The organism is Microvenator marinus, from assembly GCF_007993755.1.
In the GTDB taxonomy this organism is placed as follows: domain Bacteria; phylum Myxococcota_A; class Bradymonadia; order Bradymonadales; family Bradymonadaceae; genus Allomicrovenator; species Allomicrovenator marinus.
The window spans coordinates 1,503,581-1,518,114 of record NZ_CP042467.1 but is presented as its reverse complement, the minus strand read 5'-3'; the positions used below and the strand labels follow the sequence as shown (position 1 = coordinate 1,518,114).

The window sequence follows — 14,534 nt, the reverse complement described above, 5'->3', positions numbered from 1 at the left end:
GTGATTACAATCCAGTATTTCCGACTTTAATCCTACGAGGACAGAGCCCTCGTAGACAGATATCAAGAGGGCAAAATGATTCGATTGGGCTTGCCGAAAGGCCGCATGTACGACGCAGTAAAGACGATTTTGGCCGAAGCCGGCATCGATGTGAAAGTGGGAAGTCGCGACTACCGCCCAGCCATTTCTCTCGAAGGTTTCGAAACCAAAATTCTGAAGCCTCAAAATATCGTAGAAATGCTACACGCCGGCTCTCGAGACCTCGGTTTCGCCGGCGCGGATTGGGTGAGAGAGCTGGACGCTGATTTGGTAGAGCTCCTCGACACCGAACTTGACCCCGTGCGAGTCGTAGCCGCTGCACCGGTTGATCTCCTCGAAGGCGACCTTCTCCCGAACCGGCATTTAGTCGTGGCATCCGAGTACACGACGATCACGAAGTCTTGGATTGCCTCAAAGGGGCTCGATGCCACGTTTGTGCGCACCTATGGCGCCACGGAAGTATTTCCACCGGAAGACGCCGATTGCATTGTGGACAACACCGCAACGGGCTCAACCTTGCGCGCCAACAACCTACAGATCGTGGACACCTTGATGCTCTCGTCCACAAGACTCTACGCGAATCCAAGGTGCATGGATGACCCGGAAAAGAGAGCACGGATCGAAGACTTTGTATTGGTCGTGAAGTCGGTCCTCGAGGCGCGACAACGCGTGATGCTTGAAGTGAATGTCGGGTCGTCGGATCTTGAACGGTTGGTTGAGATCCTTCCGTGTATGCGTGAGCCGACCATTTCAAGTCTGCACGGCTCCTCGGGATATGCCGTGAAATCTGCGGTTCCACGAAAGGCCCTGGCCACCTTGATTCCACAAATCAAAGCCGCCGGCGGCTCCGATATCGTGGTGACAAACCTGGCTCAAATCGTTCCGTAGGCGAAACCTTTTCGCGCTTAGGGTAGTCACATAGGTCACAAGAAGGAGGCGAGATGAGCTGGATACCTACAAATGACCCTGAATGTCCTTCGAAGGACCTCGATTTGATCGAGACGCTGATCATCCCGAGGGCACGAGATATTGGCGGCTTCGAAGTTCGGCGTGCTCTACCCGCACGAGAAAGGCAGATGGTTGGGCCATTTATCTTCTTCGACCAGATGGGACCGGCTGAGTTCATCACAGGAGCCGGCGGAATTGACGTCAGGCCTCACCCTCATATTGGGCTCGCTACGATCACCTACTTGTTCAAGGGCGAGTTCCAACATCGAGATTCGATTGGCTCCAACCAGATGATCTATCCGGGCGAAGTCAACTGGATGGTCGCAGGGAAGGGGGTCACGCACTCTGAGAGGACGAGTGAGGAGACACGCAAGAATCCGCACTCTGTCTTTGGAATTCAGACCTGGGTTGCGCTTCCTGAGGCTCATGAGGACGTCAATCCGATCTTCGAACATCACGCCAAGGACCGCCTTCCGGTCATAGAGTTCCAGGGTGCAAACGCTCGGCTCGTCATCGGCAATGCGTACGGGGAACGCGCGCCCGTAAAGACGTTCTCCGAGATGTTCTATCTGGACGTTTTCCTAGAGCCTAATGCGTCGATTCCGCTTCCGGACAATCATGAAGACCGCGGAATCTACATCATAGACGGACAGATTTCGGTTTCGGGGAAGACCTACGAAACCGGACAGATGTTGGTCTTCAAACCCGGGGACCCAATCAGCGTAAAGGCTCTGGAATCCGGCGCACGACTCATGTTGCTCGGCGGGGAGACGCTAAACGGCCCGAGGCATATCTGGTGGAATTTCGTGTCCTCGTCCAAGGAGAAGCTCGAGGCCGCAAAAGCCGCCTGGAAACAAGCCGACTTTGAAAACGGCCCGTTTAAGCTTCCCCCAGGCGATGATGAGGAATTCATCCCAATCTGAGGTCTATTCGTATTCGCTCATAGGCGGACACGCACAGACCAGATTTCGGTCGCCGTACGCGTCATCCACTCGCCGCACAAATGGCCAGAATTTATTGTCCTGACTCCAAGATGCAGGGAACGCCGCGACCTGTCGCGAATAGCCGTGCGACCACTCGTCAGCACACACCATCTGCATGGTATGTGGCGCGTTCTTGAGCGGGTTGTCGCTCTGGTCCCACGCACCCGACGTGATCTTCTCCACCTCAGCATGCATGCCGATGATGGCATCGCAAAAACGATCGAGCTCGGTCTTGGACTCACTCTCGGTAGGCTCGACCATCATCGTCCCAGCCACTGGCCAAGACATGGTTGGCGCATGGTATCCGTAGTCCATAAGTCGTTTCGCGAAGTCAACGACCTCAAGTCCGGCATGCTTAGTGCCGCGCATATCCAAAATAAACTCGTGCGCAACCTGGCCCTCGGCCCCACGGTAAAGCACGGGGAAGTACGGATGAAGCCTTGCCGCCATGTAATTGGCGTTGAGGATTGCAACTTTGGTGGCGTGTGTAAGCCCGTCAGCGGCTAGCATTCGGATGTACATCCACGGAATCGCAAGGATACTCGCGCTTCCCCACGGAGCCGCAGAAATCGCTCCAGAGGACTTCTCGCCGCCCATCTTCACAACCGGGTGTGACGGTAAGAACTCGGCGAGGTGCTGCTTCACGCAAATTGGACCCATGCCAGGGCCACCGCCACCGTGCGGGATGCAAAACGTCTTGTGAAGATTGAGGTGGCACACATCAGCGCCAATTCCGCCGGGTGTGCAAAGGCCCACCTGAGCGTTCATATTGGCGCCGTCCATGTAGACTTGGCCGCCGTGCTCGTGGACCACTTCGCAGATCGCCTGAATCTCGGTCTCGAACACACCATGTGTGGAGGGATACGTCACCATCAACGCCGCTAAGTGTTCGGCATGTTCTGCCGCCTTCTTGCGCAAATCGTCGAGGTCAATATTCCCGTTTTCATCACACGCGATGACGACCACTTTCATACCGGCCATAATGGCCGACGCCGGGTTTGTGCCATGGGCAGAAGACGGGATGAGGCAGACGTTGCGATGTGCTTCGCCACGTTTTGCAAAGTACTCCTGAATCACGAGCATGCCCGCATACTCGCCTTGCGACCCGGCATTGGGCTGAAGGGACGTGGCGTCCATTCCGGTCAGAACGGCCAACCATTCTTCGAGGTCTTCAAACATCTTGTGGTAGCCGCTCACCTGTTCCGAAGGAACAAACGGGTGAATCTGACCAAACTCCTTCCACGTGATGGGGAACATCTCGGCAGCCGCGTTGAGCTTCATGGTGCAGCTGCCAAGCGGGATCATCGAAGTGGTCAGAGAGAGGTCTCGGCCCTGAAGCTTCGCCATATAGCGAAGCAGCTCGGTCTCGGAGTGATACCGATTGAAACACTCCTGAGTCAAAATCGCATCTTCGCGCCAAAAATCAGCGAGAATAGGCTTGGCGGAATTTACGTCTTCAAGCCCAAATCCAGGGGCGCCTCCGGCAAACACATTGAGTAGCGTGACGATATCTGATGCCCGTGTCGCCTCATCAAGGGTCACGCCGAGATGATTCTCATCAATGGAGCGAAGGTTGATCTGGTGAGCGTTTGCAGCCTCCAGAATCGCCTTGGTCTTTGATCCGGTCGCAACTTTGAGGGTGTCAAAGTAGGGGGCTTCATTTGCCTCAAATCCAAGCTTCTCTAGGCCCGCTGCAAGCGCTTGAGTCATGAGGTGGATGCGTTTGACGATCGCCCTCAAGCCTTCTGGGCCGTGGTAGCAAGCGTACATGCTGGCGATGACGGCGAGCAGGACTTGAGCCGTACAAATATTGCTGGTGGCCTTCTCGCGGCGAATATGTTGTTCGCGGGTTTGAAGCGCGAGTCTCAACGCCGGATTGCCATCAGCGTCGACAGTTTGGCCGATGATTCGGCCGGGGATCTGACGCTTGAAGTCATCCTTGCAAGCCATATAGGCCGCGTGTGGCCCGCCGAAGCCCAGTGGCACACCAAAACGCTGAGAGGACCCCACGGCGATATCGGCGCCAAAACTTCCCGGAGATTTCAACGCAACGAGTGCCAGGAGGTCCGCGCACACGATGGTTGTCGCGTTCTTCGCGTGAGCGCGCTCGAAGAATTCCGCGTAGTCGAGTACGAAACCTTCGCTGGTTGGATAATTCACCATCACAGCAAAAACATCCGTTGAGAAATCGAACTCACGGTGATCACCGATCACCAATTCGATCCCGAGCGGTCGTGCGCGGTTCTGCACCACGTCGATCGTTTGAGGATGACAATCTTTGGACACAAAGAGCACGTTAGAGCTCGATTTGCGATTCGTTCGATGTGCGAGGGACATCGCCTCGGCAGCGGCGGTGCCTTCGTCAAGAAGGCTCGAGTTCGCAACAGGCAACCCGGCCAATTCCGTGACCAAAGTCTGGAAATTGAAGAGTGCTTCGAGGCGGCCTTGCGCAATCTCAGCCTGATAAGGCGTGTACTGTGTGTACCAACCTGGATTCTCAAGAATTCCGCGCTGAATCACGGGTGGAGTGATGCATGCCGCGTAGCCCATTCCGATAAATGAACGATAAACCTGATTTTGCTGCGCGAGGGTATGAAGGTCGCGTAGCGCCTCAAACTCGCTGGTCGGGGCGAGGTCACCGTCTCCACCACGAGCCGCGGTATTCTTTAGCTTCAATGGGCTCTTGAGGCGGATCGTATTGGGCACTGCTTTCGAGATGAGCTCATCGATATGGTTGAACCCAAGCGACTCAAGCATCTCTTGGATCTCTTGTTCGGAGGGGCCAACATGACGGTTGAGAAAGGAATCAGTGATCGGGAAAAGTTCAGAATGCATGAGCACCTCCGCGGTCTGCAAACAGGATAGTCTACGGACGGATTGACCGCGCAAATCAGCTATCACAGCCGCCGTGTTGCTTCAATGTTCTGGAGTGGAAAAGCTTAGCGTTGCTGCCGATTGAGGCGCTCAGCCACGACGACCGCATCGACGATGGACCAGATGTGTACCACCCAACCAAGGAGTACAAACCAGAGAAGAAAACAAAGGACCATCATCATAATTCCTTTGCTCACCTCACCGTTGTACATCTGGCCGGTTCCGCAGAGGATCAGGCTCAGGAGGAGCGCCATGCCCGGTTGGTGTTCGGGTTGCTCGACATCCGTTGAGAGCGCCGTGGTTCCAGCGGGAACGAGAGCCGTCGAGTCTTGTCGGGGAACAAACCACGACTCCTGTTCGTCATGATGATTGACGGTACTAGGAACCGGATCTTGGCACGAAACCAGAACAGCGCGTTGCGCAGGCAGCGGCTGTGGTTCACAACGTGCTTCCTTGGCCACCAAATATCGATTGGAGATGGTCTTTCCGACCGTACCATCGGTGCTTCCCGAGCGGGTTGAGACTGCAGTCCACGCCGGGACGACACTAGCCGCCATTTGCCGTCGACCCGCGGCCCCATCACTTTGTGGTGTGGCGGCAGTCGCTCCATAATAATCGTCAAATCCGCCCCACTGATCGTTCGAAGTCCTCGCCTGTGGCGCCGGGGTTCGCTTCAACATCGAAGGTGGAAGGGACGTGGCCCCTTGCGGCGCACCCTGAGGTGGACGGCCCAATGAGACAGCCGGCGCACCCTCGTCGTCATCCAAAGTGGTCATCACGTTCTTGGACGGCCTTTGGACGGGTTGAGGCAAGGGTTGGTTTTTCAACTCCGCGATCGTCTTGTCCTTGGCCTCAGCCTGAGGGAGCCGATAAAAGAGGTTTCCGTTCTCATCCGAATCGAGCTCAAGCGTGCCTTCTTCAAGGAGTAGGTTGAGCAGACGGTTGGCCTCTCGGCTTGGGATTCCTAGATAATATGCGACTGATGCGGTGGTGATCCTTGATTCGGTTTCGAACGCCAGTTTGAGGACGGCTTGTTCAAATTCGTAAAGTTCCATGGATACCTCTCATTCGTCGCAGCGTTTGGCTGGTCCGCTCATTCACTCATTTAGATGTGCACTAAGTGCTTCTAGTTTCATTGTGGCGTTTCCGAAGACTCGATTCAAGTGGCAGAAGGGCCAAATTTCGTCTTTTCACACTCTTTTCAAATCAGCCATCAAGGCATTTGTGTTGGAAAGAGAATGAGCGCCCGTGGAAGGTCATTCACTGACGCCACATCTATGAAACCACGCGCGACGCGATTGTATTCACCAATTAACTCAAGAAATGGCTCAACACTTCGAATCGGTAGTGTACATGCGGGTGTGGCGAAGTGAATTGGGATCACACAACGTGCTTTGAGACGCCGTGTCCAAGAGAGCGCCTGGTGAGCGCCGATGGTGTAGAACCCGCCCACAGGAACGAGGAGAATATCCGGCACACCGATCGCCTGAATCTTATCAGTCGAGGGCTCGTGACCCACATCGGAGAGGTGGACCACGGTGAGTCCATCGCAGGTGATCACAAGAGCGTCCACGCCACCTCCGAATCGCGCTCCGTCGTATTCGTCGTGCATCAACGGTACGCGCCTAATCTCAAAGGGGCCGTGCAAACCGGATTCAACGACCTTTTCACACGCCACCGCGTGAAAGGCGTTGTGGTCGTCATGGGCATGGCTCGATACGCCATAGTTGAAGTGTTCTGTGATCGGTGTGTAAGCAATCCGCCCGTCGTAAGAGCCAGATTCATAGGGGTCAACGATCAACGAAGAGCCGTCTTTTGACCAAATTCCTACCGTTGCATGACCGAAAAACTGAATCTTCATGCCCGCATTATCGCGGGATTAGGCAAATTCAACAACGAAATTTCTCAAGTGGTTGATTCTTTCGAAATTCATGTGTTATAGCCCGCCCCCAAATTCGCACGTGTGCGGATTCCCTGTGTGGGTCCTCCTAATAAAAGGTGGTCACGGGGAAAATGAAGCACACGGAGGCCTAAAACCCAAGAGAGGAAGAAATGGAAGTTACAATGAGAGACCTGCTTGAAGCAGGCGTTCACTTCGGTCACCAGACAAATCGATGGAACCCAAAAATGCGTCCGTATATTTACGGCGCACGAAACGGTGTTCACGTCATCGACCTCAGCAAGACTGTCCGTCTTTTCGCTGATGCTGTTGACTACGTCCGTCAAACCACTTCGCGCGGAGACGCCGTTCTCTTCGTGGGAACCAAGCGTCAAGCTCAGGAAACTGTCAAAGAGCAGGCTGAGCGCGCTGGACAATTCTACGTGGTAAATCGTTGGCTCGGTGGCGCACTGACTAACTTTGCTACCATCAAGAAGTCCATCGACCGCTTGAAAGAGCTCGACAAAATGTCGCGCGACGGCTCGTACATGAAGTACACCAAGAAAGAAGTTTTGAACTTCGAGCGTGAGCGCGAGCGCCTCAACGCTAACGTTGGTGGTATTCAGGACATGAAGGACCTTCCTGGTGCGATGTTCGTTCTCGACCCGAAAAAGGAAGAGATCGCTGTGAAGGAAGCCCGCAAGCTTGGGATCAAAGTGATCGCTGTGTGCGATACCAACTGCGACCCGGACATGGTCGACTACGTCATCCCAGGCAACGATGACGCGATTCGCGCCATCCGTCTCTTCACCACCGCTGTCGCTGATGCGTGCCTCGAAGGCAACCGTATGTCCAGCAAGCGCCTTGAAGAGAAGGCAATCGAAGCCGCTGAAGATGCTAGCTATCACGTCGCCAACGCAGACCGCCCAGGACCAGAAGTTCAGCGAGTCACACGTGGTGCCGAAGCTACCGAGTAATCATAGTTTTTAGGTTTAAGGAGTAAGTTATGCAGATCACAGCGCAAATGGTGAAAGAGCTCCGTGAGCAGACCGGCGCCGGAATGATGGATTGCAAGAAGGCCCTCGTGGAAACCGAGGGAGATATCGCTAAGGCGGTTGAATTCCTGCAAGTCAAGGGCATGGCCGCAGCCGCTAAGAAGGCGTCGCGCGTGGCTGCTGAAGGTCTCGTGAGCACATGGATTTCGGACGACGCCAAGCAAGGCGTTATCGTCGAGCTCAACTGTGAGACTGATTTCGTTTCTAGAAACGAAGCGTTCCACGAGCTTATCGCTACGTTCACAAACACGATTGGACCATCGAGTGCGACCACCATCGAAGAGGCTCTTGAGCTCAACGCTGACGGTCAAACACTCGCTGATGTACTCAAAGAAGGTATCGCTACCATCGGAGAGAACATTCAGTTGCGTCGGTTTGAGCGTCTCAATGCACCAGAAGGTTTCGTCGCGAATTATATTCACGCAGGAAGCCAGATCGGTGTGATTGTTGCGGTGAAGTCCGACAAGGGCGCTGACGCACATGCTGACTTCGCTCGCGATGTCGCCATGCACGTCGCTGCGATGGCACCAGCGGTTCTTTCGCAAGACCAGATCGACGCGGATAAGTCGGCTGCTCAGCAAGAGATCTTTACGCAAATCGTGATCGAGGAAGGCAAGCCTGCCAATATCGCTCCGAAGATCGTCGAAGGAAAGATGGCAAAATGGCGTCGTGAAGTTAGCCTTCTCGACCAACCATTCGTCAAGAACCCAGACCTGACCATCGACCAGTACCAGAAAGAAGTTGGAGGAGTTCAACTCCTCGGCTTCTCTCGACTACAGGTCGGCGAGGGTATCGAGAAAGAAGAAAAGAACCTCGCGGACGAGGTTGCTGAGCAGCTTAAAGGCTAATCAGCTTGGCGCCTCAGGGCGCCATTTTTTTTGCCCATTTTTTATTGGAGACCACATGTCAGCCTATTCTCGAGTCCTGATTAAACTTTCTGGCGAAGCCTTGCAGGGCGATCAGGGATACGGAATCGACCCATTGACCTTGGATGGTTTCGCAAAGGAAATTGCGGAGCTTCAAGGGCTAGGGATTGAGATCGCCATCGTGATTGGTGGGGGCAATATATTCCGCGGCGTCAAAGGCTCCACGGCGGGCATGGACCGAGCGTCGGCTGACTATATGGGCATGCTCGCTACGGTGATCAATGCGCTCGCGCTCCAGGACGCCATCGAGAAACTAGACGTCAATACGCGGGTGCTCTCGGCGATTGAGATTCAAGAGGTGGCCGAACCCTATATTCGGCGCCGTGCCATGCGGCACCTTGAAAAAGGGCGCGTTGTAATCTTTGCTGCTGGTACTGGAAATCCATATTTCACCACGGACACGGCCGCTTGTCTTCGAGCGATGGAAGTTCATACCGACGTGATTCTCAAGGCGACCAAAGTAGACGGTGTCTACGATTGTGACCCGATGAAGAATCCGGACGCCAAAAAGTTCGAAGAACTTTCGTACCTCGACGTGCTTTCGAAGAATCTCAAGGTTATGGATTCCACGGCTATCAGTCTTTGTATGGATAACGACCTTCCCATCATCGTTTTTGACGCCACGGAAGTTGGAAACATGAAGAAGGTGGTACTCGGTGAGTCGATCGGGACATGGATAGCGAACACACCCCGCGGCGAGCGGCGCAAAACTAGTTGAACTATCGTGACGCGTGGGGTTTAATCGGCGCACTTTTACGAAAATGAGAAGGAGTAACGATGTTGCAAGATGTAATGGATGACCTTGATGAGAAGTACGAGTCGACGCTCAAAGGGCTCGCCAAGGAACTTCAGAAGATCCGCACGGGACGAGCCAACGTGACCATGTTGGATGGTGTGATGGTCGAGTACTACGGGACCCCAACTCCGCTGCAACAAGTTGCGACAGTGCGCGTTGCAGATCCTCGACTCATCACCGTTCAGCCCTGGGAAGGAAAGCTTATCCCTCTGATCGAGAAAGCCATTGGCTCCTCGGATCTCGGTTTGAACCCATCGAACGACGGTCAGATTGTGCGCGTGCCGATTCCACCTCTCTCGGGTGAGCGGCGCCAAGATTTGGTCAAAGTTGCAAAGAGGGCAGGGGAGGACCACAAGATTGTGCTCCGCAACCATCGCCGAGATGCCAATGATATGCTCAAGGAGCTTGAGAAATCTTCGGAGATTACTGAGGACGACATGCACAAGGGTTTCGAAAAGATCAATGCTTTGACCGAGACCTACACCAAGAAGATCGATTCGATGTTGGAGAAGAAAGAGGAAGAAATTCTCGAGGTCTGAGTTCTAGAAAAAGAACATCGCCACGAGGCCTATCGTCAAGAGAAGGCAGGCCAAGGCTATCAAGACGATCCACTTCTCAGCACCTCCGGGTGCTTTTTCTTTTTCTTGTTCTTGATCCAGCGCCTGCTCCTCTTCACCGTCTTCCTGTGGGGCTTCTTCCCTGTGTTCGTCTTGAGTGGCAGGAGTAAGGGTCGCCTCGGTTGGAGCCGGAGCTGGCAGGAGCTCCTCAAGTGGGTCAAAAAAGACGAAGGTCAATGGTCCAAAACTCAAGCGTGAGCCGTTGAGAATTCGCTTGCCGCTTTGGTATGGGGCCCCATTGGTGAGGAGTTCGAGCTCCGATTCAATGCCGAATCCGTCTGATACGCGAATGAGCGTTGAGTTCGAGTTCTGGGCTTCTTCTAGAAGCTCGAGCTTGGTGTTGCTAATTCTTAGCGGGACCGCGTCTAAATGGTCTGGAATGTAGACGCGCTCGCCGGTATTCGGTCCCTCAATGACCTCAAAAAACGCAGAGTCGATTTCGTCGGTGGCCAATCCGTCTTTTAAAAGCTGACGAACGAGAGTGCCGGAATGGGCAATCGTAAAACTCGCCGGAATCGACTCCGCGAGACTCAATTCGATGTCTTGAATCGTGACCAGCGCGCCAATCTGGAGGCCAAAGGAACGGTGTGGTTGCAGCTTGATGCCGTCTACTTCGGTGCCATTGGTGCTTCCCAAATCGGTAATCGACCAAGTCTTTTCAACTCTTCGCAGATGAAGATGGCGACTTGAGACGAACGAAAAGGGGAGCTGCACATCGTTTGACGAATCTCGTCCGACGGTCAGTTCGTCCACCTCACGAATGTCCAGGGTGTGCTCTGCCCCGCTGCTTTTTCTTCGAATCTGTAGCTGCATGGGTCCCACTAACACGCGAAGAATTGTGCGAGGAAGACAACCGCCATAGTCACGACCATCGCTTTGACACCAAAGAAGAGGATTTCCTTCTGCTGAGCTTCGACTCGAATGCTCTCGTTTCCGCGCCAATCAATGGGTTGGTCGACTTTGCCTGTGAGGAATTTCTCAGCATTTGCTACTTCACGGTCCCAGAAATCGCGGTCTTCTTGAGTGAAATGCTGGAGGGTCGTCTCCACTTCATAGGATATCTTAATGCCCGAAGAGAGAGCCTCCACACGGACTTCCGCGTAGAGCTCGGTCATGTCGGAAGACCAGATGCTTGCGCCCTTTTTGCCCCTGAACAACTTGATCGAGCTTAGGCCTTCCTCAGGGCTTTCGATTTCGCTCTCGGGGCTCTCGGGCTCGTCATCTCCCTCGTCCTCTTGAACAAGGGGTTCGCGAAACGACTCCGGAAGTTCACCCTCAATCTGCGTTAACGCTGTGTAGCCATTGACCGAGTAGAAATCGAGCAACTCGCGCAACGGGTCATGGCTTCTGAACGGCGGGTTCAAGATCTTGTGGAGCGTGTACGTTGACATACGTGGAAGATACCCCTGAAATTACGCACGCTTCAAGCGTTCAATGCGCGATCAAAATCATTAATCAAATCAACCGCGTCTTCGATACCAACCGAGACCCGAATCATTTCGTCGGATATCCCGAGTCGAGCCCTCTCTGCGCCTGGGACCGCCGCATGGGACGTGAATGCAGGTCTCGTGATCAACGTCTCGATGCCGCCAAGGCTCGGAGCCTCTTTGGCGAAACGAAGCGACTTGCAGAGTTTTCCCGAGTCGATGCCAGATTTGGGTTCAAACGAGAGCATTCCCGAAAAACCGTCGAAGAGGTCTGTGGCACGAGAATGATTGGGATGGTTGGGAAGGCCAGGGTAGCGCACATGCTTGACCTTAGGATGGTTCGAGAGGAATGCCGCGAGCTGCATCGCAGTTTCGTTTTGTTTTCGAATGCGCAGTCCTAGGGTCTTGAGCCCCCGTTGAAGCAGAAAACATGCGTGAGGATCCAGTGTTGCTCCCACAATATTGAGTACCGGGAGGATCCGATTGATGAGCTCTTCGCTGCCCGCGATCACACCTGCAGCCACGTCCGAATGGCCATTGAGGTACTTGGTTGCACTATGAAGCACGAGGTCAAAGCCAAGCTCGATGGGTCGGAAGTTCGCGGGGCTCGCAAAGGTGTTGTCGATCACGCTTAAGAGATCGTGTGTACGAGCGAACGCAACCCCAGCCTCTAGATCGGCGACTTCGATGAGCGGATTCGAGATGGACTCGAGGTAGATCATGCGGGTGGTCGGCTTTCTGGCAGCTTCCCAGGAATCGGGCGCGTCGCCGTTGATGAAGGTGACCTCTACGCCCAAATTCGCGAGGAGGTTCGTGGCGAGGTGGTAGGTGCCTCCGTAGAGGCCGTCTTGCATCAAGACGTGGTCGCCGGACTTAAGGCACGCCAACATGCTCACGGAAATCGCAGCCATGCCGCTCGCTGTGACGAGCGCCGCTTCTGAGCCCTCGAGGGTGGCGATCTTCTCGTGAAGTGCGATGTGGTTCTCGGTGTTGTTCAGCCTAGAATAGCGAACCTGGTCGTAATCCTCGGCATCTTCAAAGAGGTAAGTCACGCTCTGGAAGATGGGCATGGTGACCGCACCGTTGATGTGAATCTCACCGGCGTGAACGAGTTCTGTGTCTAGTCCAAACTTTTTCATGGAACCCTCGTCTAGGTTTAGCACCATGTGATAACGTGTCTCGCGACTTGCTGTCTATCAAATGTGTAAGCGGAGTATTTGAAATGAAGAAGCCCTGGACAGAGGCAATGCCTCAGGAACAATTTGACTTTATGAAGCGCGTGATTGCCGCACCGAGCCCAGTGGGACTCGAGAGCGCGATGACCTTTGGTGTCTTGAAACCATTTTTTGAAGAGATTGCGCCCAAAGGGTGGAAGGTACATACGTTTAAGGGCAATGCAGGCATCGTCTTGGACACCCATCCCGGACAAGACGATATGCTCAGCGTGATGGTGATTGGACACGCGGACAAGATTCGTATGCAGGTCCGAAGCATCGGAGACGACGGGAAGATCTGGATCAACAGTGATTCGTTTTTGCCGAGCACGCTGATTGGCCATGAGGTGATTCTCTTCAGTCGTGACCCGAAAGACCCGGACAAGTACCGGGAAATTCGCGGTGGGACGATTGAGGCGCTCGGGGCGATCCACTTTGCCGACAGCGCTCTTCGTGGCGGCGATAAGGGTATCAAACCTGAAATGCTTTACCTTGAGCTTCAGATTCATGGTGCTGACAAGAAGAAGCAGATCGAGGAGTTGGGCATCGCTTCCGGAGATCCGATTTTGCTCGACCGCCCGATTCGCCGCGGCTTTAGCCCGGACACCTTCTACGGGGCGTACCTCGACAATGGTCTCGGTTGTTTCGTGGCTGCTGAACTCGCAAGAGTGCTCGCCGAAGACAAACTCAAGAATGTACGCGTGATGTTCGCGATCGCGGCATACGAGGAGATTGGGAGACTCGGTAGTCGCGTCCTCGTTCACGAGTTGAATCCTGATATCGTGGTTGGCGTGGACGTGGCCCACGACCTTAAGGCCGCGCCAGGCGTGGGCGATAAGCGATTTACGCCCAATGAGATGGGCCTTGGTTACACGCTCTCGGTTGGTGCCGTGGCGAGTGAGTACGTCAATGGGATTTTTGAGAAGACCTCGCAGAAGGCTGAGATTCCGTACCAAAAGATTTTGAAGGGGCGAGACACGGGAACGGATGCGATGGCAGCTGTGTTTGCGTCGGTGGATGCGGCAGCGGTTTCCATCGGTTTCCCGATTCGAAACATGCACACCATCTCAGAGACCGGGCACACGCACGATGTGCTCGCAGCCATCCACGGGATCGCCGAAGTTGTTCGTTATCTGAACAAGAAGAAGATCACCAAAGAGGACTTAAGAGACGGACATCCGAGGCTAGACCATGCGGAGCCCCTGAAGCACCGAAAGCCAAAGTCGTAGTTATTGGTAAGTGAAAGTGAAGTCGGATTCGAACTTCGTCAGGTTGGAGCGGCCTGTTTCAGGGAATGTCCAGTGTCGGGCTGCTTCAACCAAACAATCCTCAGTCGGCTTGGATTCGAGCTCAGAATGGATGACTTCAACCATGGCGACATGACCATCGGGCGCAATTCCGAATCTTAGATCCACTCGCCCGGCCAAGTCTTCCTGCTCGAGCGCTTTGGCGTAGCAGGGGATTAAGTCGTTGTAACGGGAATGCACTTCGCGTCGGATCTCTTCGTCGAGGTCTCGCCACTGGTCACTTTGACCATCGGAAAGGTCCAAGAGGGCAACGTCTGGGTTTAGCCCGTCTTCCATCCACGAGCTCGTCGGCTCATAATCGTTTGGGATTGCAGCGATGGAGTTCGACAACATGGCCGAGACTTTGGGGCCCGATGACGGTTGGAGCACCACAAACTTCAAGATCGCAGCTGTTCCGAGAGCCATGGCTCCCATAAGAGCCAGTGCGCCGATTGCAATGAGTTTGTGTGATTTCTGCATGTACCCATCA

At 54.3% G+C, this 14,534-nt stretch carries 14 protein-coding genes and 1 pseudogene; 8 read left to right on the top strand and 7 right to left on the bottom strand.

The annotated features are described in order from the left end of the window. Window positions 1–75 precede the first annotated feature (75 nt). The 3 genes and pseudogenes from hisG to FRD01_RS24975 all read left to right on the top strand — a co-directional run bounded on the left by hisG (window position 76) and on the right by FRD01_RS24975 (window position 1,910). Window positions 76–927 carry an ATP phosphoribosyltransferase gene (hisG, locus tag FRD01_RS06460; RefSeq protein WP_146958573.1) on the top strand — a complete coding sequence of 284 codons (852 nt, stop codon included), beginning with the start codon at window positions 76–78 and terminating at the stop codon, window positions 925–927. Window positions 928–980: 53 nt separating this feature from the next. Further along, window positions 981–1,385 (top strand): annotated as a pseudogene (locus tag FRD01_RS24980) (pirin family protein); the annotation flags it as partial. A gap of 162 nt (window positions 1,386–1,547) precedes the next feature. Then, on the top strand, window positions 1,548–1,910 hold the full coding sequence (locus FRD01_RS24975; RefSeq protein ID WP_430700857.1) for a pirin-like C-terminal cupin domain-containing protein: 363 nt from the start codon (window positions 1,548–1,550) through the stop codon (window positions 1,908–1,910). 3 nt (window positions 1,911–1,913) lie between these two features. Here FRD01_RS24975 and gcvP read toward each other — a convergent pair whose 3' ends face one another. The 3 genes from gcvP to FRD01_RS06440 form a co-directional block, all read right to left on the bottom strand. Further along, window positions 1,914–4,805 (bottom strand): aminomethyl-transferring glycine dehydrogenase, encoded by a 2,892-nt coding sequence (gene gcvP / locus FRD01_RS06450; RefSeq protein ID WP_146958571.1) that lies wholly within the window; start codon window positions 4,803–4,805, stop codon window positions 1,914–1,916. 104 nt (window positions 4,806–4,909) lie between these two features. Then, window positions 4,910–5,899, bottom strand: coding sequence for a hypothetical protein (locus FRD01_RS24235; protein WP_249756062.1), 990 nt, complete (start codon window positions 5,897–5,899; stop codon window positions 4,910–4,912). A gap of 158 nt (window positions 5,900–6,057) precedes the next feature. After that, entirely contained in the window at window positions 6,058–6,705 is a 648-nt protein-coding gene (locus FRD01_RS06440) for an MBL fold metallo-hydrolase (RefSeq protein WP_146958570.1), read from the bottom strand. A gap of 203 nt (window positions 6,706–6,908) precedes the next feature. Here FRD01_RS06440 and rpsB point away from each other — a divergent pair, with 203 nt between their 5' ends. The 4 genes from rpsB to frr are packed head-to-tail and all read left to right on the top strand — an operon-like array spanning window position 6,909 to window position 10,039. Then, on the top strand, window positions 6,909–7,700 hold the full coding sequence (gene rpsB / locus FRD01_RS06435) for a 30S ribosomal protein S2 (protein WP_249756061.1): 792 nt from the start codon (window positions 6,909–6,911) through the stop codon (window positions 7,698–7,700). Between the two features lie 29 nt (window positions 7,701–7,729). After that, the gene (gene tsf / locus FRD01_RS06430; protein ID WP_146958568.1) at window positions 7,730–8,626 is read left to right on the top strand and encodes a translation elongation factor Ts; all 897 of its coding nucleotides are present in this window, start codon (window positions 7,730–7,732) and stop codon (window positions 8,624–8,626) included. Window positions 8,627–8,681: 55 nt separating this feature from the next. Then, on the top strand, window positions 8,682–9,422 hold the full coding sequence (pyrH, locus tag FRD01_RS06425) for a UMP kinase (protein WP_146958567.1): 741 nt from the start codon (window positions 8,682–8,684) through the stop codon (window positions 9,420–9,422). A 59-nt stretch (window positions 9,423–9,481) separates the two neighbouring features. Beyond that, complete coding sequence (gene frr / locus FRD01_RS06420; protein WP_146958566.1) at window positions 9,482–10,039, top strand: ribosome recycling factor; 558 nt, start codon at window positions 9,482–9,484, stop codon at window positions 10,037–10,039. Window positions 10,040–10,042: 3 nt separating this feature from the next. Here frr and FRD01_RS06415 read toward each other — a convergent pair whose 3' ends face one another. The 3 genes from FRD01_RS06415 to FRD01_RS06405 are packed head-to-tail and all read right to left on the bottom strand — an operon-like array spanning window position 10,043 to window position 12,683. Then, entirely contained in the window at window positions 10,043–10,930 is an 888-nt protein-coding gene (locus FRD01_RS06415; RefSeq protein WP_146958565.1) for an FHA domain-containing protein, read from the bottom strand. Between the two features lie 8 nt (window positions 10,931–10,938). After that, the gene (locus FRD01_RS06410) at window positions 10,939–11,508 is read right to left on the bottom strand and encodes a hypothetical protein (protein WP_146958564.1); all 570 of its coding nucleotides are present in this window, start codon (window positions 11,506–11,508) and stop codon (window positions 10,939–10,941) included. Between the two features lie 32 nt (window positions 11,509–11,540). Beyond that, window positions 11,541–12,683 carry a trans-sulfuration enzyme family protein gene (locus FRD01_RS06405; protein ID WP_146958563.1) on the bottom strand — a complete coding sequence of 381 codons (1,143 nt, stop codon included), beginning with the start codon at window positions 12,681–12,683 and terminating at the stop codon, window positions 11,541–11,543. 83 nt (window positions 12,684–12,766) lie between these two features. Between FRD01_RS06405 and FRD01_RS06400 the strand changes: the two genes are divergently transcribed. After that, complete coding sequence (locus FRD01_RS06400; RefSeq protein ID WP_146958562.1) at window positions 12,767–13,987, top strand: M28 family peptidase; 1,221 nt, start codon at window positions 12,767–12,769, stop codon at window positions 13,985–13,987. On the opposite strand, the gene FRD01_RS06395 is transcribed toward FRD01_RS06400, so the two are convergent. After that, complete coding sequence (locus tag FRD01_RS06395) at window positions 13,988–14,524, bottom strand: AgmX/PglI C-terminal domain-containing protein (protein WP_146958561.1); 537 nt, start codon at window positions 14,522–14,524, stop codon at window positions 13,988–13,990. It abuts the gene before it with no gap. Between the last annotated feature and the right edge of the window lie 10 nt (window positions 14,525–14,534).